This is a genomic window from Aquibium pacificum, from assembly GCF_040839445.1.
In the GTDB taxonomy this organism is placed as follows: domain Bacteria; phylum Pseudomonadota; class Alphaproteobacteria; order Rhizobiales; family Rhizobiaceae; genus Aquibium; species Aquibium pacificus.
Genome location: NZ_JBDPGJ010000004.1, coordinates 671,417 through 697,932, shown reverse-complemented (window position 1 = coordinate 697,932; position 26,516 = coordinate 671,417). Strand labels below are relative to the sequence as shown.

The 26,516-nt window shown below is 64.7% G+C and carries 21 protein-coding genes, 2 tRNA genes and 2 pseudogenes; 8 read left to right on the top strand and 17 right to left on the bottom strand.

Annotation, left to right across the window (positions count from 1 at the left end):
- The first annotated feature begins 92 nt into the window (after positions 1 to 92).
- The 3 genes from ABGN05_RS19905 to ABGN05_RS19895 all read left to right on the top strand — a co-directional run bounded on the left by ABGN05_RS19905 (position 93) and on the right by ABGN05_RS19895 (position 2,930).
- Positions 93 to 1,925 carry a monovalent cation:proton antiporter-2 (CPA2) family protein gene (locus ABGN05_RS19905; RefSeq protein ID WP_367955772.1) on the top strand — a complete coding sequence of 611 codons (1,833 nt, stop codon included), beginning with the start codon at positions 93 to 95 and terminating at the stop codon, positions 1,923 to 1,925.
- A gap of 440 nt (positions 1,926 to 2,365) precedes the next feature.
- Positions 2,366 to 2,442, top strand: a tRNA-Arg gene (locus tag ABGN05_RS19900).
- A gap of 403 nt (positions 2,443 to 2,845) precedes the next feature.
- A tRNA-Leu gene (locus ABGN05_RS19895) sits at positions 2,846 to 2,930 on the top strand.
- Positions 2,931 to 3,364: 434 nt separating this feature from the next.
- Here the strand turns inward: ABGN05_RS19895 and ABGN05_RS19890 are convergent.
- The 7 genes and pseudogenes from ABGN05_RS19890 to mhpA all read right to left on the bottom strand — a co-directional run.
- Positions 3,365 to 4,499 (bottom strand): annotated as a pseudogene (locus ABGN05_RS19890) (IS701 family transposase); the annotation flags it as partial.
- Positions 4,476 to 5,261: pseudogene (locus ABGN05_RS19885) on the bottom strand (IS256 family transposase); the annotation flags it as partial. The pseudogenes ABGN05_RS19890 and ABGN05_RS19885, both read right to left, overlap by 24 nt.
- Before the next feature lie 411 nt (positions 5,262 to 5,672).
- On the bottom strand, positions 5,673 to 6,653 hold the full coding sequence (locus ABGN05_RS19880; protein ID WP_367955771.1) for a branched-chain amino acid ABC transporter permease: 981 nt from the start codon (positions 6,651 to 6,653) through the stop codon (positions 5,673 to 5,675).
- The gene (locus ABGN05_RS19875) at positions 6,650 to 7,516 is read right to left on the bottom strand and encodes a branched-chain amino acid ABC transporter permease (RefSeq protein ID WP_367955770.1); all 867 of its coding nucleotides are present in this window, start codon (positions 7,514 to 7,516) and stop codon (positions 6,650 to 6,652) included. Before ABGN05_RS19875 ends, ABGN05_RS19880 begins: the two co-directional genes overlap by 4 nt.
- A 6-nt stretch (positions 7,517 to 7,522) precedes the next feature.
- Entirely contained in the window at positions 7,523 to 8,683 is a 1,161-nt protein-coding gene (locus ABGN05_RS19870; protein WP_367955769.1) for an ABC transporter substrate-binding protein, read from the bottom strand.
- 106 nt (positions 8,684 to 8,789) lie between these two features.
- On the bottom strand, positions 8,790 to 10,274 hold the full coding sequence (locus tag ABGN05_RS19865) for an ATP-binding cassette domain-containing protein (RefSeq protein ID WP_367955768.1): 1,485 nt from the start codon (positions 10,272 to 10,274) through the stop codon (positions 8,790 to 8,792).
- Between the two features lies 1 nt (position 10,275).
- The gene (gene mhpA, locus ABGN05_RS19860) at positions 10,276 to 11,904 is read right to left on the bottom strand and encodes a bifunctional 3-(3-hydroxy-phenyl)propionate/3-hydroxycinnamic acid hydroxylase MhpA (RefSeq protein WP_367955767.1); all 1,629 of its coding nucleotides are present in this window, start codon (positions 11,902 to 11,904) and stop codon (positions 10,276 to 10,278) included.
- Positions 11,905 to 12,051: 147 nt separating this feature from the next.
- Between mhpA and ABGN05_RS19855 the strand changes: the two genes are divergently transcribed.
- Entirely contained in the window at positions 12,052 to 12,762 is a 711-nt protein-coding gene (locus ABGN05_RS19855) for a TetR/AcrR family transcriptional regulator (RefSeq protein ID WP_367955766.1), read from the top strand.
- On the opposite strand, the gene ABGN05_RS19850 is transcribed toward ABGN05_RS19855, so the two are convergent.
- A complete protein-coding gene (locus ABGN05_RS19850; protein WP_367955765.1) occupies positions 12,752 to 12,955 on the bottom strand; it encodes a hypothetical protein in 204 nt (67 codons plus the stop codon). The genes ABGN05_RS19855 and ABGN05_RS19850 overlap by 11 nt on opposite strands.
- Positions 12,956 to 13,319: 364 nt before the next feature.
- Between ABGN05_RS19850 and ABGN05_RS19845 the strand changes: the two genes are divergently transcribed.
- On the top strand, positions 13,320 to 13,682 hold the full coding sequence (locus ABGN05_RS19845) for a transposase (protein ID WP_367955764.1): 363 nt from the start codon (positions 13,320 to 13,322) through the stop codon (positions 13,680 to 13,682).
- 270 nt (positions 13,683 to 13,952) lie between these two features.
- On the opposite strand, the gene ABGN05_RS19840 is transcribed toward ABGN05_RS19845, so the two are convergent.
- Positions 13,953 to 15,038, bottom strand: coding sequence for a hypothetical protein (locus tag ABGN05_RS19840; protein ID WP_367955763.1), 1,086 nt, complete (start codon positions 15,036 to 15,038; stop codon positions 13,953 to 13,955).
- Positions 15,039 to 15,142: 104 nt separating this feature from the next.
- Between ABGN05_RS19840 and ABGN05_RS19835 the strand changes: the two genes are divergently transcribed.
- A complete protein-coding gene (locus tag ABGN05_RS19835) occupies positions 15,143 to 16,618 on the top strand; it encodes a winged helix-turn-helix domain-containing protein (RefSeq protein ID WP_367955762.1) in 1,476 nt (491 codons plus the stop codon).
- A gap of 229 nt (positions 16,619 to 16,847) precedes the next feature.
- On the opposite strand, the gene ABGN05_RS19830 is transcribed toward ABGN05_RS19835, so the two are convergent.
- Entirely contained in the window at positions 16,848 to 17,534 is a 687-nt protein-coding gene (locus ABGN05_RS19830) for a GntR family transcriptional regulator (RefSeq protein ID WP_367955761.1), read from the bottom strand.
- Between the two features lie 177 nt (positions 17,535 to 17,711).
- Between ABGN05_RS19830 and ABGN05_RS19825 the strand changes: the two genes are divergently transcribed.
- Both ABGN05_RS19825 and ABGN05_RS19820 read left to right on the top strand, forming a co-directional pair.
- Entirely contained in the window at positions 17,712 to 18,791 is a 1,080-nt protein-coding gene (locus ABGN05_RS19825) for a pyridoxal phosphate-dependent aminotransferase (RefSeq protein WP_367955760.1), read from the top strand.
- On the top strand, positions 18,791 to 19,819 hold the full coding sequence (locus tag ABGN05_RS19820) for a dipeptidase (protein ID WP_367955759.1): 1,029 nt from the start codon (positions 18,791 to 18,793) through the stop codon (positions 19,817 to 19,819). Before ABGN05_RS19825 ends, ABGN05_RS19820 begins: the two co-directional genes overlap by 1 nt.
- A 532-nt stretch (positions 19,820 to 20,351) precedes the next feature.
- On the opposite strand, the gene ABGN05_RS19815 is transcribed toward ABGN05_RS19820, so the two are convergent.
- The 7 genes from ABGN05_RS19815 to fba are packed head-to-tail and all read right to left on the bottom strand — an operon-like array spanning position 20,352 to position 26,514.
- The gene (locus tag ABGN05_RS19815) at positions 20,352 to 21,086 is read right to left on the bottom strand and encodes an HAD-IA family hydrolase (RefSeq protein ID WP_367955758.1); all 735 of its coding nucleotides are present in this window, start codon (positions 21,084 to 21,086) and stop codon (positions 20,352 to 20,354) included.
- On the bottom strand, positions 21,076 to 21,774 hold the full coding sequence (gph, locus tag ABGN05_RS19810) for a phosphoglycolate phosphatase (RefSeq protein ID WP_367955757.1): 699 nt from the start codon (positions 21,772 to 21,774) through the stop codon (positions 21,076 to 21,078). The genes ABGN05_RS19815 and gph overlap by 11 nt, the downstream gene beginning before the upstream one ends.
- Positions 21,771 to 22,457 (bottom strand): ribulose-phosphate 3-epimerase, encoded by a 687-nt coding sequence (gene rpe, locus ABGN05_RS19805; RefSeq protein WP_367955756.1) that lies wholly within the window; start codon positions 22,455 to 22,457, stop codon positions 21,771 to 21,773. The genes gph and rpe overlap by 4 nt, the downstream gene beginning before the upstream one ends.
- Positions 22,458 to 22,491: 34 nt before the next feature.
- Complete coding sequence (gene cbbX / locus ABGN05_RS19800; protein WP_367955755.1) at positions 22,492 to 23,439, bottom strand: CbbX protein; 948 nt, start codon at positions 23,437 to 23,439, stop codon at positions 22,492 to 22,494.
- A 21-nt stretch (positions 23,440 to 23,460) separates the two neighbouring features.
- Positions 23,461 to 23,895: a ribulose bisphosphate carboxylase small subunit gene (locus tag ABGN05_RS19795; RefSeq protein WP_367955754.1), complete on the bottom strand. Its 435-nt coding sequence runs from the start codon at positions 23,893 to 23,895 to the stop codon at positions 23,461 to 23,463.
- 11 nt (positions 23,896 to 23,906) lie between these two features.
- Complete coding sequence (locus tag ABGN05_RS19790; RefSeq protein WP_367955753.1) at positions 23,907 to 25,388, bottom strand: ribulose-bisphosphate carboxylase large subunit; 1,482 nt, start codon at positions 25,386 to 25,388, stop codon at positions 23,907 to 23,909.
- Between the two features lie 46 nt (positions 25,389 to 25,434).
- Complete coding sequence (gene fba, locus ABGN05_RS19785) at positions 25,435 to 26,514, bottom strand: class II fructose-bisphosphate aldolase (RefSeq protein WP_367955752.1); 1,080 nt, start codon at positions 26,512 to 26,514, stop codon at positions 25,435 to 25,437.
- Between the last annotated feature and the right edge of the window lie 2 nt (positions 26,515 to 26,516).

The following is a 26,516-nucleotide window of genomic DNA, read 5'->3' as shown; positions in this document are numbered from 1 at the left end:
GATCAGGGCACTGCGGGCTCCCGCCAGCAGCGCATCTTTCGCCGGCGGCGAAAATCGGGAACAATCTCTGGTGACGCAAAAAGGAGCGTGGCATGGCCGGTGAGGCGAGCGGCGGCGAACTGGTTCAGGTGGTCGCCCTTCTCGGGGCGGGCGTCGTGGCCGTGCCGATCTTCAAGCGGCTCGGGCTCGGCTCGATCCTCGGCTACCTCGCCGCCGGCCTGGCGATCGGCCCCTTCGGACTGCGCCTGTTCGACGACCCCGAGGCGATCCTGCACGTGGCCGAACTCGGGGTCGTCATGTTCCTCTTCATCATCGGGCTCGAAATGCGGCCATCTCGGCTCTGGAGCTTGCGCACCGAAATCTTCGGGCTGGGCCTGCTTCAGGCCGCACTCTGCGCCGTCCTCCTCACCGGCGTCGGCCTGGCCGGCGGCTTCGGCATCGCTCCCTCCTTCGTGGCGGGCGCGGGCTTCGTGCTCACCTCGACGGCGATCGTCATGCAGCTCCTCGAGGAGCGGGGCCAGATGGCGACCACGCGGGGCCAGAGAATCGTCTCCATCCTGCTCCTGGAAGATCTCGCCATCGTGCCGCTGCTTGCCCTCATCGCTTTCCTGGCACCCGGCGGAGGCGAGGCCTCCACGACCGAGCGGCTGACCGACGTGGCGATCGGCATCGGCGCTATCTTGGGTTTGATCGTCGCCGGACGTTACCTGCTCAACCCCTTGTTCCGCATTCTCGCCGACGCCCATGCGCGCGAGGTGATGACGGCGGCAGCCCTTCTGGTCGTGCTCGGCTCCGCACTCGCCATGCAGCTCGGCGGGCTCTCGATGGCGATGGGCGCCTTCCTGGCCGGCGTGCTCCTGTCCGAATCGACTTTCCGCCACCAGCTCGAAGCCGACGTCGAGCCCTTCCGCGGCATCCTTCTCGGGCTGTTCTTCCTGGCCGTCGGCATGTCGCTCGACCTCACGGTCGTGCTGGCGAACTGGGGGACGATCGCGCTCTACGTCGTGGCCTACATGGCGGTGAAGGCGGCCGGCATCTACGCCGTCGCGCGGCTCCTGCGCCACGGCCATTCGGAAGCGCTGGAGCGCGCCGTGCTGATGGCGCAGGGGGGCGAGTTCGCCTTCGTACTCTATGCCGCCGCCGCATCGGTTGGCATCATCGACGCCGAGGCCAACGCCGTACTGACGGCCATCGTCATCATCTCCATGGTGATCACGCCGATTGCCATCCTTGGCCTGCGCTACGTCCTGCCGCGCGACGAACAGACGCTCGAGGGGGTGGAAATTGCCGACGGGCTCGACGGCAGCGTGCTGGTCATCGGATTCGGCCGCTTCGGGCAGGTCGCCAGCCAGCCGCTGCTCCTGCAGGGCATGGACGTCTCCATCATCGACAACGACGTCGAGATGATCCAGGCTGCGGCCGATTTCGGCTTCAAGGTCTACTACGGCGACGGAACGCGACTCGATATCCTGCACACGGCGGGCGCGGGGCGCGCGCGCGCCGTACTGGTCTGCGTCGACAAGGCCGAGACTGCGCTCAGGATCGTGGAGCATCTCAAGACCGAGTTCCCCCTCACCCCGGTGCTGGCGCGCGCCTTCGACCGCGGTGCGGCGCTGGACCTCATCCATGCCGGGGTGGACTACCAGATCCGCGAGACCTTCGAATCGGCGCTCTCGTTCGGCCGCGAGACGCTGGTGACACTCGGAACCGAGGCGGACGAGGCCGCCGAACTGATCGACGAGGTGCGGCGACGCGACGGCGAGCGGTTCGAGATGCAACTGACCGGCGGCATCTACGCCGGAACTGGGCTGCTCAAGGGCAACGCGCCGACGCCGACGCCGCTGTCGCAGCCGAGGAAGCCGGGGCAGGTGATGAACCCGGTCTCCCCCGCGCCGGCTCCGGAGACCGGCGCCACGGAGCGCTAGCCCCGAAAGGGCAAGCCGCCGCACGACTGAAACCAATCAACGCCGGGAATCGGACCGGCCGGACCGACGGCCGAAATCTCCGGCGCAGCCCGTCTCGGCTGCCTGCGGTGTCTTCGGCAACGACCAGCCACACGCTCATCGGAATGACCGGCCGGCCGCCGGTCCCACGCTGCCATTCGACGAATGCGCCGGCGGATCGCAGGCCGCTCGATGAGAACGAGCCCGGTCGCCGCCTTCGCCGTCGTCCTTGGGCTTGCCCTCGCCCTCGCCGTCGCCCTCGGCCCTCATCGTCTCCGTCCCGTCGGCTTCTTCGATCCGGGCCCCTGTGCCTCGTCCCGCATTCGGCAGTTGATGCGCCGCGGCGCTTCGGTTATGAAGCACACGTTGCCGCGCCGGTCCGTCCGGCACGTCTCGCGCTGCGGTCCAATCGCCGTGGCGAGGCACCCGTAGCTCAGCTGGATAGAGTGCTGCCCTCCGAAGGCAGAGGTCACAGGTTCGAATCCTGTCGGGTGCGCCAATGAAATCAGTGCGTGCAAGCGAAATCCAAGAAGTCAGAAGCGATAACTCGCCACCCCGTCATTGCCGAATACTTCAGGGTGCACGGGAGGACTTGCGGCCTGACGACAACGCGGTGGCTCCAGGCAAACAAGCACGATGCGCGGAAGGTCCCGGGACGGGAGGGGCAAGGGGGATCGTCACGAGTGCGCCGGCGGAGCACGGGGGCACCGGACGATCGAAGGCGGAAGTCCGACAAGGGAAGTCGCGGAGAACCGGCGCTACGCCGGTCGGCCGTCGAGCCGAGCCCGCGCCTCCCGACATCGGGACGGCGCGTGACGTCTTGCTCCGGCCGGCGCGCCTCTCATTGCCCGAAAATCGCATTGACAGGGAAAGGCGTCCCGCATACACGAAGCCGCGCACCTGCCCAGGTGGCGGAATTGGTAGACGCGCACGGTTCAGGTCCGTGTGCCGCAAGGCGTGGAGGTTCGAGTCCTCTCCTGGGCACCATTCTTGAGCGGAAATATTAGTTTTCTCAAGCGGTTAGCTTGCTTCTTCTCTCTTTGGCCCCCTTTCCAGCCCCCTTTTTAGTTCTCATCGCGATCCGGTCGGTGTCGGCGCAGGCTGTTGGATCGGCCAGCCGGCAGGGAATGGCTGATCGCCCAGGCCTTTTGAGTACCTGAGAGTTCGCCACCGTTCGGCAAATGACTTCGGGCCCGAGGCGTTGAGGACGATGTGCTGCCAGGCGTCCTAGCATTGCAGTTGCGATTTTGATTTGATGTGTGCTCGTCGTGCAGCGGCCTGATGTGCTCGTCGCCAAGGTGACCATGCGATAAAATGAGCGGGATGAACGCGTTGTCGTGAGAGACGGGTGGCGATGCGGCGGTTTCTCGGATCGACCAACGGATTAATTGCCGGACTTGCGCCTTGAGGGCCGCATCGCTTTTTTGGGGCGGCATGGCGTTGGCACGATGGCGAATTACCGCCATCATGGCGAAAGCCAGCGAGACATGGCGATGCCAGCCGTGCCAGGAGCGGGTCTCGTTGTGGTCGAGACCGAGTTCGTTCTTGGCGGTCTCGAAGCTGTCTTCGATCGCCCAGCGATGCCCTTCCACCGTCACCAGCGTTTCGATGGCGGTGCCAATCGGACACCAGGTCGAGAAGACGGCGAGATGGCCATCGGCGATATCGCGGCGAATCAACAGCCCGCGTGTCCAGATGCCGGGGCATGTTGCATCAAAATCACTGGCATCGAGATCGGCCAATTCGAGATAGGCCCAATATGCAGCCGTGCGCCTTTGGTTCCATCGCCTGCCGACAGGCGTCGCCAGACATCCTCGGGCAAGGCGGCGGCGATGTCCTTCGCCGTTCCGGCGACGGCCGGCGGTTTGTCCCATGAGCGAAAGGGACGATTGGCGTTCACGCCCAGCACATAGCCCTTTGCGGCCCGCTTGAGCACCATTTCGATGTCGCCGACGCCGTAGACGCTGTCGGCGGCCACCCAGGGAAATGGCACATTCGACGCGATGGCCCGCTCAATCATGGCAAGCGCCAGTGCCGGCGTGGTCATAAAGCCGACGTTTTCCGGCACATGGGCCCTGGCCGTACGGTCCCGATCATCAGTCGAGGCTTTCGGTAGATAGAGCGCCCAATCGATGAATGCGTGGCCGTGTCGTGACACATAGGATGCGAATACGCCAATCTGGCAGTAGGTGATCTTACCCGCCGATCCCGTATATTGACGCGCCACGCCGCACGAGGTCTTGCCCTGCTTCAGGAAGCCGGCAATCACCAAAACCGCATCAGCATCCGCCAATGTCTCAAGCGCGCAACCCCGCACAATGTTGCACAGCGCATCCGCATCCCAGCGGCCGCCGCCCAGGATGGCCTGCTGACGCCACGGACCGGGATCCCGGCCGCCTCGGCTCGCATCCAGCCGGTCTTGCGCCGCATATCCCCGAGTAGACCGTCCAGAAAGAGATCCACTGAAACCGCCACCCGCTCCTGCGTGAAAAGGGACCGCATCCGCGCCTTCACCTCCCGTAGCGAAGTCGCCCAAAGCTCCAGCGTCGCCTCGATCGATGCAGCCTTGAGGCCCTCGTCGGCGCCCGAGACGACGAGCTTCACGCCACGAAGGCCACGGCGCGTCAGCTTGCGCAGGAACTCGGTCCAGCCCCTTCGGCAAGCTCAGGGCCGCGGCTTCCGAGGTGCCGATCTCCATGCCCAGAACCTCGCGCCGGCCGTCGGTGCTGACGCCGACCGCGATGATGACCGCGACCGAGACGATGCGCCCGCCGCGGCTGACCTTCAGATAGGTGGCATCGATCCAGAGATACGGCCAGTCGCCCTCGATCGGCCTTTCGAGGATGGCCTTCACTCGCCCATCATCCTGAGCCTGTCGAAGGACGATCTCCTCGCAGAGTCGAGACACGTGGCTCTTGGAGATGCCCGACATGCCGATGGCCTTGACGAGATCGTCGACCGAACGTGTCGAGATGCCTTGGACATAGGCCTCTTGGATCACCGCCGTCAGTGCCTTCTCGGCCATACGGCGCGGCTACAGGAAGCTGGGAAAGTAGGAACCCTTCCCGAGCTTCGGGATGCGCAGTTCGACGGTGCCGGCGCGCGTCTCCCTGTCCCGGTCGCGGTAGCCATTGCGGTGGGCTGTCCGAAGCGGGCTCTTCTCGCCCCAGGGGCGCCGGTGGCCGCGCCCACCTCCATCTCCACCAGATTCTCGGCGGCAAAGGCCCTTGGATTTGATCCGAGGGTCATTTCGCGCAGCAGATCGGCATCCGCGCTCTTCTCCACAAGCGCACGCAGGTTCATCATGTCGTCGGTCATAGGTGGTCTTTCCAGTGAGGAGTTGGCGTCGCAACCAGGCCCTACCGGAAAGCGCCGATGACCACCGCGCTACCCAGCTACACCACGCCGGTGGACGTCACCGTGGACTTTGGCGAATCGCCAGCGCGAATGCGAGCGGCCTGTGATGAGGACGCGTTGCTGACTGGCGGGTATGGGGCCGACTGCTGACTGTCCGGTTAGGGGCGAGAAACTGAGAAAGCCGACGTTCGGCCAACGATTCCTGGTCGTTCAGCTTTGTTTGCCTGCGGCCCTAAGAACCTGCCATATCGACAGACGTCCAAATGTGGGCTCAAACTGCGCCGAAAGGCCACATTCCATCTTCGGATCGGCGACCCGATGAGCTGCCGTTCTTCAGTCGCCCCTCCGGTCGAGGTTCGACAGGATCAGGAACTAGCCTTTCGGGTGCGGTGTCCGGGCGCGTATCATTCCTCCCCGCCTCGACAGACGGGACAAGCTCCCAAACGCCAGCCCGCCGACCGCGTTCAACCCGCCGGGAGCAAGCCGGATGATGAGGATGAGCAAGATGGCGGTGACGAGAAGGTTCCAGACCGGAAGCTCGTCGAGCGCCTGCTGCAGTGCGAAGACGACGGCAGCGCCCAGCACGGGACCAAAGACCGAGCCAAGGCCGCCGATCACGCTCATCATGATCATGGCGATCGACCAGCTGAACGAGAAGGCCGAATAGGGCTCCACCGTCAGCTTCTGAAGCGCCACCAGCCCGCCGAAAAGCCCGACGGCCCCGCCGCTGGCGGCCATGATCAGGCATTTGGCGAGCAGCGGGTTGACGCCCGACTCGGCCGCTGCCTGCTCGTCGTCGCGAACCGCCATGAGCGCCAGACCGAACCCCGAGCGGCTAATGGCGAGGCTGGCCGCGGTGACGGCGAGCGCCAGGCCGCCGCAGATCCAGAACAGCTTGAGATCGTCGATCGGCAGGTCGCCCGGCAGGATGATGCCGGCGGTGGCGCCGAGCGAGGGCGTGACGATGACCGCGGCCATGCAGACCAGCGCCAAGCCCATGGTGGCGACCGAAAAATAGGCGCCGCGCATGCGCAGGAAGAGCGCGGCGCTCAGGGCGGCGAGGATGCCCGACAGGACGCCGCCGACCGCGATCGCCAGTATGGCGGGTACACCGAAGAAGGTCGTGAGCACGGCCACGCTGTAGGAGCCGATGCCGACGAACATGGAGTGGCCGAGCGCGAACTGGCCGGCGAAACCGCCCACGAGATTCCAGGAAACGGCGAGGCCTGCGGCGACGAAGAAGCCGAAGCCGAGCACGAGGTCGTAGTCGGACAGCACGAACGGAGCGAAAGCGATCGCGGCCGCGCAGACCGCCAGCGCGAGCCATGACAGCACGGCGGACCGGGAACTCATGCGGCATTCCCCCTGAACAGGCCGTTCGGCCGCAGCACCAGCACGAGGACGAGAAGACCGAAGACGACGATGTCGCGGTACTCGGAGCCGACGATCACCACGCTCGCCTCCTCGACGAGACCGACCATGCAGCCGGCGAGGAGCGTACCCCAGACCGAGCCCATGCCGCCGATGACGACGACGGCAACGCCGCGCATCAGCCACAGCATCCCGCTCGAGGGTTCGATGCTGAAGCCGATGCCCACCACGATGGCGCCGAAGGAGGTGAGCACCGCACCGAGCCCGAAGCACAGGGCGAAGACGTGACGAACGTCGACGCCAAGCGACTGCGCGGCCATGGAATCCTCGGCGGCCGCGCGCAGCGACCAGCCGAAGGTGCTGCGCGTGAGCAGGAAATGCGTCGCGGCGGTGAGACCGAGCGCCAGTGTAATCGCCACGACCGAGACCCATCGCGTGGTGTGGCCCAAGATCTCGACACCCGTCAGTCCGAGCAGCGAGGTGATCGCGACGGCGTTCGAGCCGAAGGCGATCTGGAAGATCGCCTGCGCCGCGATCGAGATGCCGAAGGTGCCGACCAGGACCGCCTCGGCGCTGTGCGCCATGAGATCCTGCAAGAGGGCGCGCTGGATGACGTAGGCAGCGATGAAGACGACAGGCAGCGCGCCGACCATCGCCAGAAACGGATCGAGGCCCGCGAAGGCCATGAGCGTCATGATAAGGTAGACCGATCCGACCAGGAATTCGCCATGCGCCAGGTTGAGCAGGCGCATGACGCCGGCCACCAGGGAGAGCCCCAGCGCCACGACGGCGTAGAGCCCTCCTGTGCCGAGACCCTCGATGAGGACCGAAAGCAGCTTGTCCATGCCTTGCTACTGCAGACCCTTGGCGGGTGCCTGGAGATCGGCCGAAGCCGCACCGACCGGATAGACCTGCACCGCTTCACCGCCCTGCCACTGCTGCATGATCGGTGGCAGAGGAGCGCCGTGGTTGACCGTGAAGGCGACATGGCCGATCGCGTAGTCGCCGTCGGTCTTGGCGATCTCCGCATTGACTGCGTCCGCCTCGAGGGTCCCGGCGCGTTCGATGGCGTCGACGACAACGTTGACCACGGTGTGGGAAAGCACGGCGCCGGACAAGACCTTGCCCTTGTGCTTTTCGCCGAGTGCCGCAACCACGCCTCCGACGCCAGGCCCGCCGAGGCCGCGCACCCAGACGTCAGACGTCAGCGTCCCTTCGGCCACATCGCCGAGCGCGCCCGGCCACCAGTCGCCGGAGCCGCACTTTTCGCAGCTCGCCAGCTTCGGGCCGTAACCCAGCGCCTTCATCTGCTTCCACAGCGTGATGGCGTCCGGAGGCACCATCTGGCCGAGCGCGATCTCGGCGCCGGCCTGCTTGGCGGAATTGATGTACTCGGCGAAGTTGGTCGTTCCGACGGGCATGCGCGCCGTGTAGACGACCTCGTACCCGGCCCCGTCGGCCTGTTCGGTCCAGTTGCGCCCCCAGATCTCGCCGTCCTCGTCCGTATTGAGGAAGAGCGCGACCTTCTTGTTGGTCTCGGCCATGTCGGCGGTTGTCCAGGTCACCTTCGTCGCCTCTGGCTCGTGGGCATAGATGTCCCAGGCGTATTTGTAGCCGCCCTCGCGGGCGTCCTGCCAAGCGTCGATGGGCACGAGCGACATGACCAGCGGGACTTTCAGCTGATCCGCGGCGGCGGAGAGCGGGCCGTTGAAGACGGGCGTGACGGCGCCGAGCAGCACGGACGCGCCCTCGGCCTGCACGAGCTTGCGGACCTGACCCGCCACCTGGTTCGGGTCGCCGCGATTATCCAGCACGATCAGCTTGATGAGGCGCTTCGCGTCGCCGACCTGGACGCCGCCCTGATCGTTGATCTCCTTGACGGCATATTCGTAGCCGTCGCGGATCACCTCGCCGAACTGCGCCAGCGGGCCGGCCATGGGCAGGCTCGCGCCCATCACCACGTCCTCCGCGCGCACGGATGTCGCGCCCAGCACGAGCAGTGCGGCGGTCAACGCTGCCGTGTACCTTAAATTGTGAACCGATATGCATTTCATGGTCGATGCTCCTCCCTGTGAATGCGAACCGTCTCCTGACGGTATGCCGCGCGATCCTCTCCGGTCAGGCCGTCTCGCCGAAATAGGCCTGGCGCAGGACGTCCTGCTTCATCAGCCCCTCGGGCAATCCGCCATAGGAGACGTGTCCCCGCTCGAGCACGTAGACCCTGTCGGCCACCGAGAGGCAGCGATGGGTGTTCTGCTCGACGAGCACGATGCTGACCCCGAGCGACCGGATGTGATCGAGCGCCTGATAGATCGTCTCGATGACCAGCGGCGCTAGGCCGAGCGAGAGTTCGTCGAGCAGGAGGACCTTGGGCGCCGCCATCAGCGCCCGTCCTATCGCCAGCATCTGCTGCTGACCGCCCGACATCGCGCCCGCCGACTTGTGGGCCCGCTCCGCAAGGACGGGGAACATCCCGTAGATCTCTCCGCGGCGTCGCTTGACCTCTTCGCGGGATGCGCCCGACAGGGCTGCGCCGAGGTCGAGGTTCTCCTCGACCGAAAGGCCCGTGAACAACCGGCGGCCCTCATGGCAGATCGCCAGCCCCCGACGCGCGCGTCGATGCGGCGCCAGAGCAGTGACGTCTTCGCCGAGCAGGGAAACCGCACCCGATTTCGAAGGGACGAGACCGGCGATGACCCGGCAGAGCGTGGTCTTGCCCGCCCCGTTGGCGCCGATGATACCGACGACCTCGCCCTGCCGGAGCGTGATGCTGACATCCGAAAGCGCGGTGAGGCCGCCATATCCGGCCGTCACGCGGTCGACTTCCAGCACGACAGGCGCAGTTCTGACGGCGGGATCGGCCGCCTTCGGCTGCATGGCGGTGGCAGCACCGAAGTAGACTTCCACCACCTTAGGGTCGGCCGCGACCTCCCGGGGGCTGCCTTCGGCGATGACGCGGCCCCAGTCCAGCACGATGGCATGGTCGGCGTGCCGGCCGATCACGCCCTGCACGTGCTCGACGATGACAATGGAGATGCCCCGCTGCCGGATGCTGCCGATGAGATCGGCGATGGCGGAAACCTCGGGACCCATCAGCCCGCCCGCAACCTCGTCGAGCAGAATGACGCGGGGATCGAGAGCGAGCGCACGCGCGACCTCAAGCCGCTTGAGATCGAGTAACCCCAGTTCGCCGGCCGGCGCGGCGGCGCGCGCCAGAAGCCCGCATTCGTCGAGCGTCCGGGTGACCAGCGGCGCCCGATCCTCGCGCGCGGCGACCGCACTGTTGGCCGCGACATCGAGGTTCTGCCGGACCGTCAGCCGGCGGAACGGCCGCGGGATCTGGCGCGCACGGCCGATGCCCAGGCGCGCGACCTTGTAGCTCGGGAGATCGTCGATCCGGCGCCCATCCCAGGTGACAGTCCCCGAGGTCGGCCGCACGCCGCCCGACAGCAGCGACAGAAGCGTGGACTTGCCGGCGCCATTGGGTCCGATCACGCCCAGCGTCTGCCCCGGGGCGAGCACGAAGCTGACGTCGCCGAGCGCCTTGACGCCGCCGTAGTGCTTGGTCAGTCCCTTCGCCACCAGTGCGCCGGCGTGCGTCATCTCACTGCGCTCCCGTCGCGGAGGCCATGAGTTCGGAGAGCGGGCCGTCTGGGGAAACCGGCCCGAGGGGAATGTCCAGCGCATCGCGCAGTCGTCCGACGAGCGGAGCGAGAGTGGCCTCATCGACAGCCGTGCCGAAGACGTAGAAGTCCGGCCGGATCAGGACCGCGGTCGCACCGAGTTCGTCGAGCCAGCGGCTGTAGACGCCTTCGATGTCATCGAGTTCGTCGAGCCCCATGGCGACTGTTCCAATCGAGCGAAGGAAAGCCGCGTCGTCGCCGGAGAGCCGGTCGAGAACCCGGCTACTCCGCGCAAGCACAAGGAAGCCGTTGCCGTGGACGTCGTCGAAGAGTCGGACGCCGTCTTTCGTGCCGATGGCCCCCTGCACGCCCAGTTGCCCGGCGGCCGGATCTCCCTCGACGAGGAGACCCGGCCCGAGCGGCGGTCGCGGCTGGGGAGGCGACTGGTAGCCGGGGGTGTTGCGGGCGGCGATCATCTCGCGGTCGCGCTCGGCGGCCTGCGCTGCATCGGTGATGCAGATCACGTTGCCGAGTTCGATGGAGAACTCGATCATAGTCTTCACATGGCCGATGCGCTCCGGCCCGTAGCTGTCAAGCAGGCGGTCCGACGCGATGCCGCGCAGGATCAGGTCGAGCCGCCAGGCAAGCGCGTTGGCGTCGCGCATTCCGCTGCACATTCCCTGGCCTGCGAAGGGCGGCATCAGATGGGCGGCGTCGCCCGCGAGCACGGCGCGGCCCTTCCGCCACTGCGTCGCCCAAAGCGCCCGGAAGGTGTAGACGGCATGACGCTCGAGCTCCGCCGTGTCCGGGTTCATGCCCCAGGGCTCGAGCAGGCTCCAGGCCTTCTCCGGCCGGTTCATCGTGGCCGGCGTCTCACCCGGCAGCAGCATGAATTCCCAGCGCCGTCGCTTCGGACCGCCGGGAACGACAGTGGTCGGCCGCGCCGGATCGCACAATTGCCAGGTCTTCGGGATCCACTCCCGCTCGACCCTCGGCAGGACGTCGACCACGAGCCAGTCGAAGGCGAAGCCGAGATCCTCGACGCCGACGCCGAGACGCTCGCGCACGAGGGAATTGGCGCCGTCCGCGCCGACGAGGTAGCGCCCCGCAATCGTGTCGGTCTCGCCGGTCGCCGTCCAGACCCCGTCCTGCACGGTGCCTCTCGCCAGATCGACCCGCACCCGATCGCCGTCGTCCTCGAAAGCGGTCGCGCCCCACCCCCGCAGAACGGTGATTTTGTCGGACGCCCTGACATGGGCATCGAGAACCGCCTCCAGCTGCGGCTGCGAGAACATGTTCGATTCCGGCCAGCCGCTGGAGCCCCGGCCGCGCCAGTCCAGCATCAGCAGGAGTTCTCCGGCGGCGTTTCGCCATTCGTAGGTATCGATGCCCTCGGTGATATTGCTGACGTCGTCGATGACGCCGGCCGCCTGGAGGATCCGGGCCACCTCGTGGTCGAAATGCACCGCGCGCGGAAGCGGGTAGAGATTGGGCCAGCGCTCCACGACGACGACGCGGTGCCCCTTGCGGGCAAGCAACATCGAAAGCAGCTGGCCGGTCGGGCCATAGCCGATGATGACGACGTCGGATGTCGCGCCGGACGATGGCACTGGAATTCTCCTCCCTCGCGGCGAACCCGTCTCCCGTCGGGTCCGCATGATTGGAGGCTAGTTCATAATGAACAGTTTTGTCAATATGAACCCCGTGTCTATATTGACACCGAAACCCACCCCATCCGGCAAGACGACGGAAACAGCATGCGGCCCACTGCCCAATCTGACGAAACAACCATCGACGAGGCCGGTGGCGCCGACCACCGCACGCGCAACGGAATCCTCCGGCGGGAGCAGACGCGCCGCAAGCTGATGGCCGCCGCCGTCGCGGTGTTCTCACAGAAGAGCCCGGATGCCGCCTCGATCGACGACTTCATCGCGCAGGCCGGCGTGTCGCGCGGGACGTTTTACAACCACTTCCGCTCGACCCACGAACTGCTGCAGGCCGTCAACGCCGCCGTGTCGGACGGCGTGCTGGAGGTCATCGACAAGATGGTGCTGACCTTCGACGACCCGCTGGAACGGATCGCCGCGGGTTGTCTCGCCTACATGTCGCTCGCGATCGAGAACCGGGCCTGGGGGCGCTTCATCGTCCAGGTTGGGACCCAGGGCGAGGCGGGCGGCAAGCTGGTCGATGTCTATTTGCCGCGCGACATCGAGATGGCTGCAGCCAACGGGGACTTCCGGTTCTCCGCCATGCAGGTCGCGCATGACGCAATCCTGGGCGGCCTCGTCCGAAGCATCCAGTCCGTCATCCTAGGCAGGACGCAGCCCGACCACGTGCGCGAGACGCTGATGGTCGCCTTCGTCGGCCTCGGCGTGGATGCCGAGCGGGCGCGGCGCGTCTGCTGGATGGAGGTGCCGAAGCTGCCGATCTCGGGCGATTCCGACTTCTCGGCGCTGATCAGCGAGTGAGCGAGCGCTCGCGGCGTCCGATCCGCGCGAGCAGGCCCGCCAGCGCAAGCAGCACGACGCCGATCGCTGAAAGCGCCCATAGCCAACTCGAAAAGCCGCCGCTCAGGTCGGACAGAAGCCCGATCGTCGTCGGGCCGAGGAGGTCGCGATCTCGGCCGCGACGAAAAACATGCCGCCGAGCAAGAAGCATCACGATGGCCGTGGCCGACGTGCGCGCGATCCCGAGCAGGACGAGAGAGGCTACAAGCGCTTGCGCGCCGGGAGGAGCAGTAGCAGGCTGGGGACCGCCATGCTGGCGAAGATGAGTGTGATCAGCACCAGACGGCGGCCGGCCGCGGCATAGCGCGGCACCACTAGCGATCCGACGATGCCGACGATCTGGGTGAGCGACGCCCATCTCCCGGCCTCCGCCGCTGGAAGCCCCTTGGCGCCCAGAATCTCAGGCAGCCAGTTGTCGATCCCATGATTGACCAGGATGATGGAGTGCGCCCCTGCTGGTGGTCAAATTGATGGAAGGGCATTGACCGGTTGGCCAGGCTTTCGGAGGATAAAAGCCCATGGTTCGACATCGCACGCACAGCATCGAGTTCAAGCGGCAGGTTGCGCAGGAATATCTGTCAAGCGAGACGCTTCACGGTTTGGCGAAACGGCACGACGTCACCCGCAACCTGATCCGTGTCTGGGTACGTAAATATGAGGAAGGCGCCTTCGATGGCGATGCGCGGGCCGCCGACCTTATCCAGGAATACGAGGCCAGGATCGCACCACCCTCAGCGATCATGACGGCCCGATCTTCCCCCCGAGCATCAGGGAGAAAACGAGGCGGGCGAACCAAAGGGCTTCGCCGGTCAGGGACTCCGATGGTCCAAGGTGAACGAGGCCGTCCCGGCCCTGCCCGAAGGCGGCATAGATCGCGTTGAGCACGGCGTTGAGGCGCCCGGCCAATGTGGTCGAGACCCGCGCCCGCGATGACTGTGGGCGCCGACAGGTCCGCGACGAGCAACGTGCGGAGCCAACAATACCACGCCGAGGCGCAACGAAGCAGCCTGTCCGCGCCTACTTCCGCGCTTTCCAGCAAGGATCGCGCCGACGCGGACATTGGCCGCAAATCGAAATCTCCGTAGTCAACACTGTAGCCTGCGGGTTCCTGCATGAAAGGCTTTCGTACGCGTGCCGGCACCCGAAACCCTTCACCATCCCGGTCGTTCAGCTGTCACTGATGATAGCGCGAACGATGCCACTGCTAGCCGTCCACCTTCGGGCGGTATCGGGGCCGACATCTTATGTATGCCGGCGACGGCCGTTGATGACCCCGAGCGGACGTCGCGGCAAGGCACCACGATGTCAGGCTCGGCAACGGCAGCCCAAGATCGAGGAGCGTTAGGCGTCCTTTTGACCCCGTTACCCTCGGGCCGGCGCGCAACCGGCTCGAACTGGACCTCGTAGTCGGGCGTGGTCACCTGATCGGCGAGCACATTGATAACCTCGTTGATCGTCGCGTCCGATATGCTTTCGACAGTCTTGGTCACATTGATCTCGCCGCGGCGCAGCGATAAAGTGACGAGGATGGTAAGCGCCGGGTTCGTGCGCGGATTACCTTCCTCTGCGACCAGCCTCTTACGGCCCCTCTCGGTGGAACCATACGATGCCACGCCATAAGGGCTGACGACGTGGAACGTCGCATTCACATTCGGCTTGTTCGTGCCCTGTTCAAGAGCGATCTTGAGCGACACCTCTGCGTCGGCCGGGCTCGGAAGCGCGAAGCCGATCGATCCCAGGCGGTCCGACGGCAGCGCGGATGCCTCGGACGTTCCGGCGGGTAGTTCACCTGCTCCCCCTGGGCGATCGAAGTAGGCGGCCGGATGAAAGTGATAGACGCGCACATGACCGAAAACCTCGAGCAGCGCCATCAGGTAGTCCGCATCGAGTTCGACCTGTGAATCGTTACCCCACGCGAATTCGTTCGAACCGATCTCGATCCAGAGTCCGCGGGCCGGAATGTAGGCCCATTGTTCCTCGAACATCGTCCGGCCGGCGAGGTCCAGCATCTGGTCCACGCCGCTCTGCTCTTTAAGCCGTGTCAGCTTGCGTGTAAGGTTCGCGGGGTTGGTCGTAAGGCTCGCCTCCTCGACGATCGGTCGATCCGATGGCGGCAGTTCTGCTACCAGACACGGCGTTTCGGCGCGGACGGCATGCGGCGCGAGCGCATGTGCGGCCAGAACCAGGGTGAGATAGACGGTGACCCGGAAAACGGGCCTGAACGTATGCTTCGACATGGACTGGTTCTCCGATTGGAGACCAAAGGATGCACGGAGCCGTTCGCTCGATCCTTCAGACCGCCTTGATCTTTCCTTGAGATTTCATCGAACGAAGGCCGGTGTTGGCGACATTTGAAAACTTCACGCTCGATAGAAAACGCCGCGAACTCCGGCGCGACGGGGTGACCGTCGCCGTCGAGCCTCAGGTGTTCGACCTTCTGGTCTGTCTCGTCGCCCACCGTGACCGGGTCGTCGATCGCGACATGATGCTGGCCGAGGTCTGGGACGGACGGATCGTTTCGGAATCGACACTCACGACTCGCATCAATGCGGCCCGCCGCGCCCTCGGCGACAGCGGCCGCGAACAACGTCTCATTCGAACGGTTCGTGGCAGGGGCTTCCGTTTCGTCGGCGAAGTTGCGGGCGACGGCGCCGACCCACCGGGCGAATCTGCGGCACGGCACGGGCGCATCGGCGTTCTGCCTTTCGACTCCGACGACGCCACTTCCGAACTCGCGGCACCTTTACGCGAAGCGGTCACCGAGAGTTTTTCGCGGAACCCTAGCGGCTTGCGCACCACCGACCTCGGTCGGCTCGTCACACCTGGTTCGCCGCTGGCCGAGCAAGCCGAATTTGTCGTTGCCGGGCGTCTGTATCGGCAAGGCAAGACGGTCCACGTGTCAGCGCAATTGATCGAGACGGAGTCTAACAACATCCTCGCCGCGGTGCGCCACGATGTGCCCGCAGGTGAGCCCTCAGTCATCGTGAGCTTGCTGGACGAGGCCGTCTTCAACCGGCTGATCCAGGTGATGTATCTGCGAGGTCCGCGTTCCACCGGACCACTGGCAATGACGGGTTTTGACTATCTGGTCCTCGCACGGGCGCGCAATACCAACATGAAACCTGAGGACAATTGGGCCGCCGAAACGATCGCTCTCGATGGATTGGAGCGATTCAACGGTTTTGCCCCACTTCATGCGTTACTCTCCTACATTCGGCTGCTGCGCGCCTCGTCGCTCTGGAGGCCGGAGGTCGACGACGACATCCAGGCGGCGGTCGAAGCGGCGCGCAGGTCGATTGCGATCGACGCCAGCAACAGCTGGGCACTGCAGATGCTGGCCATCGCGCTGGCCTATCAGGGCGAGAAGGAGGAGGGTCTCCTGGCGAGCGAACGCGCCGCCGCCGCGTATCCGACATTTTCCGGCCCGATCACGAACCGTTCGATCCTCCTGTCCTATCTCGGACGAATCGAGGAAGCGTTCCGCGATCGCGCAACCAAGTTGAACCCGAACGCCTGGCGCAATGACGACTTGGACTGGGGCCGCCTGCTCTATATCGCCGGTCGGTATGACGAGGCGCTGCCGTACCTGCAGCGGTACTCGGTCATGGCACCGCTCACCAACCTGATCGAACTGATCCTCGCAGCGACCCACCACGCTCTGGGGGAAACCGATCGCGCGGCCGAACTCGTTGCCCGTCACCGCAAGGCCATGCCGTGGTCAAGCGTAGAACTCGTGCGGAAGGTGACGCCCTATCCTGAACCAAAACGCCAGCTGTTCTATGACGTGTTGCGTCGCTATGGGCTGCCTCAACGGTGAGTCGGTTGCTCGAGACTTCGACGCCGCCGAGGTTGCGATCTGTGGAGCTCTCTAGCGGTGACTATTGAGGCAGCAGTTTCCGAGCTAATCCTTTAAAGAATATGGCATGGGAGCGGCGTTGAAGAATCCAGCCACATTCTCAGTGCAGGCCGGAACCGACCTCTCGTAACCGACCCGTCAACTGCGACGCTTACCGTCATTTCATAGTAGCAGATAGGTGCGACCGAAATCAGGAACTGCCGCTCGCTGCGTCGAAATTGCCCTCGCCGACAGACTTCCGCAGGTGGTCTTCTAGTGTCCTCCCGGCGCCCACTATGTGCCTGGATGTCTCCAGTTGAGCGGCATCTACATCCCTCCGGTAGCACGCTTGCAGGATGGCTTCATGTTCGCCGTTCGAACGCGAGACATAGTCAAGCTCGACTAGGGTGAACCGCAGGTAGCGCTCAGCCACGTCGTGAAGCGACCCAACATGCGCCAGCAATCGCGGTCGGGCGCAAGGCGCATACAATGCCATGTGGAAGGCCTTGTTGAGGCTCCCGAAATCTTTCATGTCGCAAACGGCGATGCGCCGCTGAATCTCCGCGGCGCGATCGATCTGCGCGTTCGACAGGTTTGGCACCGAAAGGCGAATGGCCAGCACTTCGGCCGCCTCCCGCATTTCCACGTTCTCCCGCAACTCGTCCGCGTGGATGGGGGCGACGACCGCCCCACGGTTTGGCTGCAGAAGGATCAGCCCCTCGGCTGCGAGCGTACGCAATGCTTCGCGGATCGGCATGCGGCTGGACGAGAATGTCTTTGCCAACTCCTCCTGTCGCAACACGCTGCCGGGCTTGAAGTCCCCCGCGACAATGGCACTCCGGAGTGTGTCGATCAGATACTGCGTCTGATGGCCTTTTCGGGGGAGTGATCGCGACATTGAGGCGGTTCCTACACCTCGACAGCTTGACAGGCAAGCAGACGCATTGCATGCATGAATGGAAATTGGATCCAACATTATTGGATATTGAGCATGCCGGTATCACGCCTCTCCGCCATTCCGGGTATCGGTGTCGATCGGATGGGAAATGCCGCGGATGCCCTCTCTTCGCCGGAGATGCTGCGGCTGGAGAACCTCGACACGGATATCGCGCCGCCCGCGGCCGCGATTGATGCGACCATCACGGCTATCACCCGAGATGACGCGAACAGCTACCTGCCGTTCCTCGGCATCCACAGCCTGCGGGAAGCGGCCGCCGCGCGCGTATCGACAGCTACGGGTCGGGCATATGATCCAGACGTCGAATGCATCGTTTCCGCTGGCGGGCTTTCCGGCGTGTTAAACGTGTTTCTTGCTATCCTCGAACCGGGTGATGAAGTCATCATCACCGATCCGGCCTATGCCGGACTGATCAATCGCATAAGGCTGGCAGGCGGGGTTCCCACCTTCGTGCCCCTGCTTGTTTCGGATGGTGCCTGGCGACTGGATCTGGATGCTTTGCGGAGCGCCGTCACTGCCAAGACACGGGCAATCCTGACGATGAGTCCCTCCATGCCAAGCGGCATCGTCCACAACAGGGAAGAATGGACTGCCATCACAGAGGTCGCGGACCGTGCCGATGCGTGGATCGTGCACGATGCCGCGATGGAGCGGATTCTCTACACGGATGCGCCCGTTCTCCATCCCGCCTCCTTCGGACAGGCGGCAGAACGTGTCATCACCATCGGCTCCGTCTCCAAGGAGTACCGCATGATCGGCTGGAGGGTCGGATGGATCGTTGGTCCTCGGCGCATCATGAACGATGTCGGGCTGGTCAGCCTTACGAACGTCGTTTGCCAGGTCGGCATCGGCATGCCTGGCGCAGCCGCTGCTCTGACGACCAGGGACGACGGCGTCGCAGCGGCAACGGCGGAATGGAAGCGGCGTCGGGATCTCATCCTGCAGGAGATCGGAGATTTTCCAGCCGTCGCTCCAGACGGCGGCTGGTCCCTTTTGATCGACACGAAGGCGATCGGCATGGAGCCTGCTGAAGCCTCCCGCAGGCTCTTCGAGCGCGGTGCCATTGCAGCGACGCCGATGACCGGCTGGGGAACGGCAGAGCGCGCCGACCGATATCTGCGCTTCGTCTTTGCCAACGAACCTGTTCAACGCTTAACAGGAATTCGCGAGCGTATTCGAACCGCATGGGGGCTCTGATGGGAGAACCCGATGGCGGTGCGCTTTACTCGCAATTCCCATGGCTCAGGGACACTCTGATCTGCGACGGCTTGCTGCCCTGGTCGAAGCCCTTCCTGCCTCCAGGCGCCAGTTTGTCCGAACAACTTTCACGGCTTAGAACGTCAAGATTCAGCCACGTCTCTCTAACCTTGGCCGCCGGGCAAGACACTGCGCTCGAGGCGCTGCAGAACCTTGGCAGCATCGCCGCAGAACTGAGATCCTTCGGCACGGAGGTGACCGGCACATCTGCGCAGATCCGGGCGGCCCATGCCGCAGGTCGCTTCTCGGTATCGTTCCACTTCCAGACCAGCACTCCTTTCGCGTCCTCGCTTGATCTCGTCGACGCATTCTTCGCCGCCGGCGTCACGCGTGCCATCCTGGCCTACAACGACGCGAACGTCTTCGCGGACGGGTGTCACGAACCGCGGAACGCTGGTCTCTCGGTTCGCGGGAGAGCACTCGTTCGGCGGATGGACGCCGTTGGCATGCGGATCGACCTGACGCACTGCGGCCAGAAAACCGTTTCAGACGTGCTGGAGCTTGAGACGCGACTAACTCCGATGTTTTCGCATTCGAATGCGGCAGCGCTCTACCCGCACGAGCGTAACATCAGCGATCAACAGATCAGGCTTGCCGCTGAAGCCGGAGGCTATTTCGGGGTGAACGGAGTCGGCTTCTTCCTGGGAGCGGAGGACAACGACATCCCGCGCGAGATGGCGCGGCATGCGGCCCATATCGCCGGCTTGGCAGGAGCAGACAAGATCGGTCTAGGGACCGACTTCATGTTCCTTGAAGGAAGCGATTACGGTTTCTTCCACAATCAGCGAGACACCTGGCCTCGCGGTTATCCGGAACCTCCGTGGAGCTTCTTCCAGCCAGAGCAGTTGCCCGCGCTCGTAGCGGCGCTGGAGGTCGAGGGGTTCACGAAGGATCAGATCCGCGGTCTCCTGGGTGAGAACTACCTGCGCTTTCTTGCGGAGTCATCCACGGAGCTTTGGTCAGAATGAGATTCCCGGCTGCCACACAGGCTGGTCCCCGCAAGCCGCACGATTGTATCCTTCGCGGCACTAGGTCCTCCGTCCCACTTGGCGATCACCTGCGACCGGTGGAATCGGAATGTCCGCTCAAATGCTGTTGGAAGGGCTGCTTGGCCGTCCGGAATGGGGGCGCGTTGCCGTCTGCCGGCTTCGGGGCCGTGTGCTGACTGTCCGCTTTGCGATGTGGAGGCTCGGATAGCCGCCGCTATGCGGTGTCTGACATGAGTGGCTGGATCCCGCCGTGGGTCGGCTATGGCATCGCCTCAAGTCGGTACAAATGGCAATCCTTACCAAGGCGCTCCAAGGGCTGGATGCAGACGGATGACCTTCAGTACGGACACCATTCAGAGCGGTCGTCCCCACATCGTGGATGGGAAGCGTCGTGCACGGACCCAGGCAAAGCGTTCTGCGAGCAACGCGATGAGTTCAGGTTCTGGATTTTCCGATCCAATCTGGCCCAGTGTCCGCGTCCGCAGGAATTGCCTTGGAAGTGATGCCGGCGCTATTCTCCCTTCAGCAGGCCGAGAATGGCGTGCACGGGTGCGCCGTCTAGGAAAGCGTGTGGCATAGGAGGCGCCGGCAGCGAGTCCGGCGGACGCTGGACGATCTGCGTGGCGCCTGAGAAATCTTCGCCCGCGCTGTAGAGGCTGGGGGTCACGACCGTCGGCATTCCGGCCGCCAGCGCGGCCAGAAGGCCGTTGCGCGAATCCTCAATACACATGCACTCTGAGCCCTTCAATCCGAGTTCGGCCAGCACGAGATGGTCGACTTCAGGATCAGGCTTCTTGGCAAATACGTCCTCGCCCGTGCAGATCGATGAGAACTGGCTCGCGCTGCCGGCGCCCAACGTGACGTCCAGAAGCGAGACGACATTCGGCCGGCTCGTCGTGGTGCCGATGGCGAGACTAAGTCCGATCGCCCGGGCGTGGCCGATCAGCGCGGCGATGCCGGGCCGCAGCTCAATGCCGCCGTCGCGAAGCAATCGCTTGTAGATGTCCGTTTTGCAGCGGTGAATCGACGCGGCGTCGACGGTCATGCCCAGCGAGGAGGCATGAGCCGCGATCCGTTCGCGACCACCCGTCGTGGCCAGCAGCCGTGCGTAGGTCGGCCTATCCCAGATCCAGCCGAGCCCCCGCTCGGCAAAGGCCTCGTTGAACGCCCGACGATGCAGTTCCTCGGTCTCCGCCATCGTTCCGTCGACATCGAAGACGATCGCGCGGATCATCTCACGCAGCACGCTCAAGACCGGACAGGAGAGCCAGCAGGTCGCCCGGTTCCGCGATGACCACGTCGGCGCAAGAGGCGTCTACAGGTGTTGCAGAGTAGCCACCTTGCACCAAGATGCATGGCATGACGGCCGCTCTCGCAGCGCTGAGGTCGGCGGCACTGTCGCCCACGAGGACGGCCGAGACGGGCGAGCAGCCGACTTTCCGGCAGGCCTCGAGCAGCATGTCGGGGTCGGGCTTCCTGGCAAAGCCGCTGTCGCCACCGATGACCAAGTCGAGTTCCGCCAGCAGACCGAAATTCTCCAAGATCGTCCGGGAGAAGCCCTCCGACTTGTTGGTGACCACACCCGTCGCGAGACCCGCGCTCCTAGCCGCACGCACGGCTTCGGCCGCACCTTGGCGCAGTGTCGTGAGCTTGACCAGGTGGGCGCCGTAAACGGTCAGCATCTCGCGGTAGCGCTCGGCCAGTTCCGCCGCATCGAGGCCGATGCCGTTGGCCGCAAATGCGCGTTTCACCAGCGTCTCGATGCCGTCGCCAATCATGCCTCGCACGGCATCGAGGGGATGGTGCGAAAGGCCGTGCCGCGCCATGAGCAGATTGGCCGCCACGGCGATGTCCGGAGCGGAATCGACCAGAGTGCCGTCGAGATCGAACAGGACGAGGCGCAGCCCTTCCGGCAACGCGAACGCGCCGGTCATGCGACGGCCCTCGATCCGACGGAATCGCACGCAGCCCGGATCGCGGCAATGTTCTCACGATAGGCCGCCTCGAAACCACCCTTGAACACCGCCGAGCCGGCAACCAGCACGTTGGCCCCGGCGGCCGCCACCAACGGCGCGGTTTCGGGCGTCACGCCGCCGTCGATCTCGATGTCGATCGAACGGTTCCCGATCAGCGCGTTGACGCGCTTCACCTTCTCGACCACCGCCGGGATGAAGGCCTGGCCGCCGAAGCCCGGATTGACCGTCATCAGGAGCACGAGGTCGAGCCGGTCGAGCACATATTCGATGACGCTCTCCGGCGTCGAGGGATTGAGCGAGACGCCGGCCCTCTTGCCGAGATTGCGGATCGCCTGCAGCGAGCGGTCGAGATGCGGGCCGGCCTCCGCATGGACCGTGATGATATCGCAGCCGGCGTCGGCGAAGGCGGCCAGATACTGGTCCGTCGGCGCGATCATCAGGTGGCAGTCGAAGATCTTGTCGGTGCGGCCGCGGATCGACTTGATCACCTGCGGGCCGAAGGTGATGTTGGGCACGAAGTGGCCGTCCATCACGTCGAGATGGATCCAGTCGGCGCCGGCACGCACGATCGCCTCGACCTCGTCGCCGAGTCGGGAGAAGTCCGCCGACAGAACGGACGGCGCGATGATGGTTCGGCTCATTCTGCGCTCCTTGCGCGGTTCACGGCGCTTTCGATCATGAACCCGCTGCCATGCCGATCGGGTCGCCGTCGAGCTTGCCTTCGACGAACACGCGGCTCGCGCGGATGTCCTCCGCCTCGATCGTCAGCAGATCGCATTTGGTAAGGGGTTTGTCGCGGCGCGCAAAGAGGCGGTTCGCCTGGCGCAGCCTCGCGCGGTCGAGGGCATTGCGGATCGAGCGCGCGTTTGAGAAGTGCCGCAGCTTCATGCGCAGCGGGATGTATTCCTCCAGCGCGGCCTCGGCCCCTGCGCTCAGCTTGTAGCTCTGCTGGCCTAGCATCAGCCCCGCGATCTCTTTCAGCTCTCCGGCGCTGTAGTCGGGGAAGTCGAGATGGTGTGCAACGCGCGAGCGCATGCCGGGATTGCTCTCGAAGAACCGGTCCATCTTGTCCTTGTAGCCCGCCAGGATCACGACGAGGTCGTCGCGGTTGTTTTCCATCACCTGCAGCAGGATCTCGATCGATTCCTGGCCGTAGTCGCGTTCGTTCTCCGGCTTGTAGAGATAATAGGCCTCGTCGATGAACAGCACGCCGCCCATCGCCTTGCGAATGATCTCGCGGGTTTTGGGCGCCGTGTGGCCGATATACTGGCCGACGAGGTCGTCGCGGGTGACCGCGACCAGATGGCCCTCGCGCACATAGCCGAGCCTGTGCAGGATTTCGGCCATGCACATGGCCACGGTCGTCTTGCCGGTGCCGGGATTGCCGGTGAAGCTCATGTGCAGCGTCGGCGTCTCGGCCGACAGGCCGAAGCGCCGCCTGAGACGCTCGACCAGCAGCAGCGCCGCGATCTCGCGGATCCGCGTCTTGATCGGGACGAGCCCGACCAGTTCGCGATCGAGCTTGTCGACGACCTCCTGCACCTTCGACGCCTCGAATTCCTTCGCGAGGTCGACGGTGGCGTCGTCGGCAAGCAGGCTGGAGCCGTTGAGGACGCTGTCCATGGCGCTTCTCCGTGCGGTCGGTCAGGCCCGCTCGCCTTCGGGGCGGTCCGTGGCGTAGGGCAGGATCGAGTAGCCTTGGCTGCGCCCGTCGCGATCCTGACGGACAAGGCGGAAGCCCGGCTCGGTGGGCGGCCGGTTGACGATGAAGGACATGCGCGGCGCTTCCCAGCCCTTGGTGGAATCGAAGGCGGTGACCCGGACATACATGGTCGGACACGTCTTCCGGCACTCCCTGATCTCCATCATGATCCCTGCCGGATCCTTCAGGTCGAACAGCGGGTTGCCGTACATCTCCCAATAGGTGTTCCTGGGGTGCGGGTCGTCGGTGTATTCGACGCTGACGGCCCAGCCGTTCTTCAGCGCGTATTTGACCTGCGCGGCGATCTGGTCGTCGGTGAGGTCGGGCAGGAAAGAGAACTGACCCTGCGTGACCTTCTTTCCGGGGTTCGTCATCATGGGCGTGACTCCTAGTAGCTCGGCGTTGCGGTGGGAACGAAGTCCGCCGTGTCGGTCGACTCGTAGTTGAAGGAAATGTCCTTCCAGGTATCAAGGGCGGCCTTCAGCGGCGAACACCATTTGGCGGCCTCGTCGAGGATTTTTGGTCCTTCGCGCAGCGTGTCGCGGCCTTCGTTGCGGGCCATGATCATGGTTTCCAGCGCCACGCGGTTGGCGGTGGCGCCGGCCTGGATGCCGTCCGGATGGCCGATCGTTCCGCCGCCGAACTGCAGCACCACGTCCTCGCCCAGATAATGGAGCAGCTGGTGCATCTGCCCGGCATGGATACCCCCTGAGGCGACGGGCATCACTTTGTTGAGCGAGGCCCAGTCCTGGTCGAAGAACAGGCCGGTCTCCAGGTTCTGCGTCGTGCGCTCCTCGCGCAGCGTGTCGTAGAACCCCTTGATCATCAGCGGGTCGCCTTCCAGCTTGCCGACGACGGTGCCGGCATGGATGTGGTCGACGCCGGCCATGCGCATCCACTTGCAGATGACCCGAAAATTCATGCCGTGGTTTTTCTGGCGCGAATAGGTGGAGTTGCCGGCCCGGTGCAGGTGCAGGATCATGTCGTTGCGCCGCGCCCATTTGGCCATCGACTGGATCGCCGTATAGCCGATGACCAGGTCGATCATGACGATGACCGAGCCGAGCGATTTGGCGAACTCCGCGCGCTCATACATCTCTTCCATCGTGCCGGCCGTAACGTTGAGGTAGTGCCCCTTCACTTCTCCGGTGGCAGCCGACGCCTTGTTCACGGCCTCCATGCAGTAGAGGAAGCGGTCGCGCCAATGCATGAAGGGCTGCGAGTTGATGTTCTCGTCGTCCTTGACGAAGTCGAGCCCGCCCTTCAGCGCCTCGTAGACGACGCGGCCGTAGTTGCGGCCCGAAAGCCCGAGTTTGGGCTTGGTCGTGGCGCCGAGCAGAGGCCGGCCGAACTTGTCGAGGCGCTCCCGCTCCACGACGATGCCAGTTGCCGGACCCTGGAAGGTCTTGAGGTAGGCGACGGGGATGCGCATGTCTTCGAGACGCAGCGCCTTGACCGCCTTGAAGCCGAACACGTTGCCGATGATCGAGGCCGTGAGGTTGGCGATGGAGCCGGGCTCGAACAGATCAAGGTCGTAGGCAATGTAGGCGAAGTACTGCTGGTCGGTCTTGGTCCCGGGGCCGGTGTTCGGCACCGGCTCGGACCGGTAGGCCTTGGCGCGATAGAGTTCACAAGCGGTCAGACGGTCTGTCCAGACCACCGTCCAGGTCGCCGTCGAGCTTTCGCCGGCGACGGCAGCGGCCGCCTCCTCATGGTCGACGCCCGGTTGCGGCGTGATGCGAAACATGGCGATGAGATCGGTGGGCTTGGGCTGGTAGTCCGGCTCCCAGTAGCCCATCTTCTTGTAGGGAATGACGCCCGACTTGTAGCGTTCTTCGCCCTCGGCCATCGTCTGCGACTGAATGTTCATAGGACGTCTCCTTCTCTTGTCCGTGCGTTCCTGCTGGCTGAGTGCCTCAGGCCGCCATCGAGGCGGCGACCTGCGGCTCGAGTGCACCCTTGGCGTAGCGTCTGGCCATCTCGTCCATGGCGATCACCTTGATCCTCGACGCGTTTCCTGCGGTTCCGAACGCCTCGAACCGCGCCCGACACAGGTCGCGCATGGCATCCATTGCAGGCTTCAGAAACTTGCGCGGATCGAACTCGGCCCGGTTCGTCGTGGCGACCTTGCGAAACTGGCCGGCCATGGCCATGCGGCAGTCGGTGTCGATGTTAACCTTACGCACGCCGTGACGGATGCCCCGCACGATCTCCTCGACCGGCACGCCGAAGGTCTGGGGCATCTCGCCGCCATGGGCGTTGATCAGGTCCTGCAGCTCCTGAGGAACCGAGGACGATCCGTGCATCACCAGATGCGTGTTCGGCAGCTTTTCATGGATCGCTTCGATAACATGCATGGCGAGGATGTCGCCGTCGGGCTTGCGCGAGAACTTGTAGGCGCCGTGGCTTGTGCCGCAGGCGATCGCGAGCGCATCGACACGGGTCCGCATCACGAAGTCCACCGCCTGGTCGGGGTCGGTCAGAAGCTGGTCGTGCGTCAGCGCGCCCTCGGCTCCGTGGCCGTCTTCGGCCTCGCCATGCCCGCTTTCCAGCGAGCCCAGCACGCCGAGTTCTCCTTCGACCGAAGCGCCGACAGCATGGGCCATCTGCGAGACCGCGGCGGTGATGGCGACGTTGTAGTCGTAGCTCGCCGGCGTCTTGCCGTCGGCCTTCAGCGAGCCGTCCATCATCACGGAGGTGAAGCCGTGGCGGATCGCCGTCAGGCAGGTGGCCTCGTCGTTGCCGTGGTCCTGGTGGATGCAGAGCGGGATGTCCGGATAGATCTCGGACAGGGCGTCCATCATCTTCGACAGCATGATGTCGTTGGCGTAACTGCGCGCGCCGCGCGATGCCTGGATGATGACCGGCGCATCGCAGCCCTTGGCGGCCTCCATGATCGCAAGGCCCTGTTCCATGTTGTTGATGTTGAAGGCCGGCACGCCGTAGCTGCGCTCGGCGGCGTGGTCCAGAAGCTGGCGGAGCGTTATCTTGGCCATGA

Excerpts from the sequence above, each read along its gene's own strand:
- ABGN05_RS19905 (WP_367955772.1), top strand. The coding sequence starts at position 93 with ATGGCCGGTGAGGCGAGCGGCGGCGAACTGGTTCAGGTGGTCGCCCTT.
- ABGN05_RS19880 (WP_367955771.1), bottom strand. The coding sequence starts at position 6,653 with ATGAGTTCCCGGTCCGCCGTGCTGTCATGGCTCGCGCTGGCGGTCTGC.
- ABGN05_RS19875 (WP_367955770.1), bottom strand. The coding sequence starts at position 7,516 with ATGGACAAGCTGCTTTCGGTCCTCATCGAGGGTCTCGGCACAGGAGGG.
- ABGN05_RS19865 (WP_367955768.1), bottom strand. The coding sequence starts at position 10,274 with ATGACGCACGCCGGCGCACTGGTGGCGAAGGGACTGACCAAGCACTAC.
- ABGN05_RS19855 (WP_367955766.1), top strand. The coding sequence starts at position 12,052 with ATGCGGCCCACTGCCCAATCTGACGAAACAACCATCGACGAGGCCGGT.
- ABGN05_RS19845 (WP_367955764.1), top strand. The coding sequence starts at position 13,320 with ATGGTTCGACATCGCACGCACAGCATCGAGTTCAAGCGGCAGGTTGCG.
- ABGN05_RS19840 (WP_367955763.1), bottom strand. The coding sequence starts at position 15,038 with ATGTCGAAGCATACGTTCAGGCCCGTTTTCCGGGTCACCGTCTATCTC.
- ABGN05_RS19830 (WP_367955761.1), bottom strand. The coding sequence starts at position 17,534 with ATGTCGCGATCACTCCCCCGAAAAGGCCATCAGACGCAGTATCTGATC.
- ABGN05_RS19825 (WP_367955760.1), top strand. The coding sequence starts at position 17,712 with ATGCTGCGGCTGGAGAACCTCGACACGGATATCGCGCCGCCCGCGGCC.
- ABGN05_RS19820 (WP_367955759.1), top strand. The coding sequence starts at position 18,791 with ATGGGAGAACCCGATGGCGGTGCGCTTTACTCGCAATTCCCATGGCTC.
- gph (WP_367955757.1), bottom strand. The coding sequence starts at position 21,774 with ATGACCGGCGCGTTCGCGTTGCCGGAAGGGCTGCGCCTCGTCCTGTTC.
- rpe (WP_367955756.1), bottom strand. The coding sequence starts at position 22,457 with ATGAGCCGAACCATCATCGCGCCGTCCGTTCTGTCGGCGGACTTCTCC.
- cbbX (WP_367955755.1), bottom strand. The coding sequence starts at position 23,439 with ATGGACAGCGTCCTCAACGGCTCCAGCCTGCTTGCCGACGACGCCACC.
- ABGN05_RS19795 (WP_367955754.1), bottom strand. The coding sequence starts at position 23,895 with ATGATGACGAACCCCGGAAAGAAGGTCACGCAGGGTCAGTTCTCTTTC.
- ABGN05_RS19790 (WP_367955753.1), bottom strand. The coding sequence starts at position 25,388 with ATGAACATTCAGTCGCAGACGATGGCCGAGGGCGAAGAACGCTACAAG.
- fba (WP_367955752.1), bottom strand. The coding sequence starts at position 26,514 with ATGGCCAAGATAACGCTCCGCCAGCTTCTGGACCACGCCGCCGAGCGC.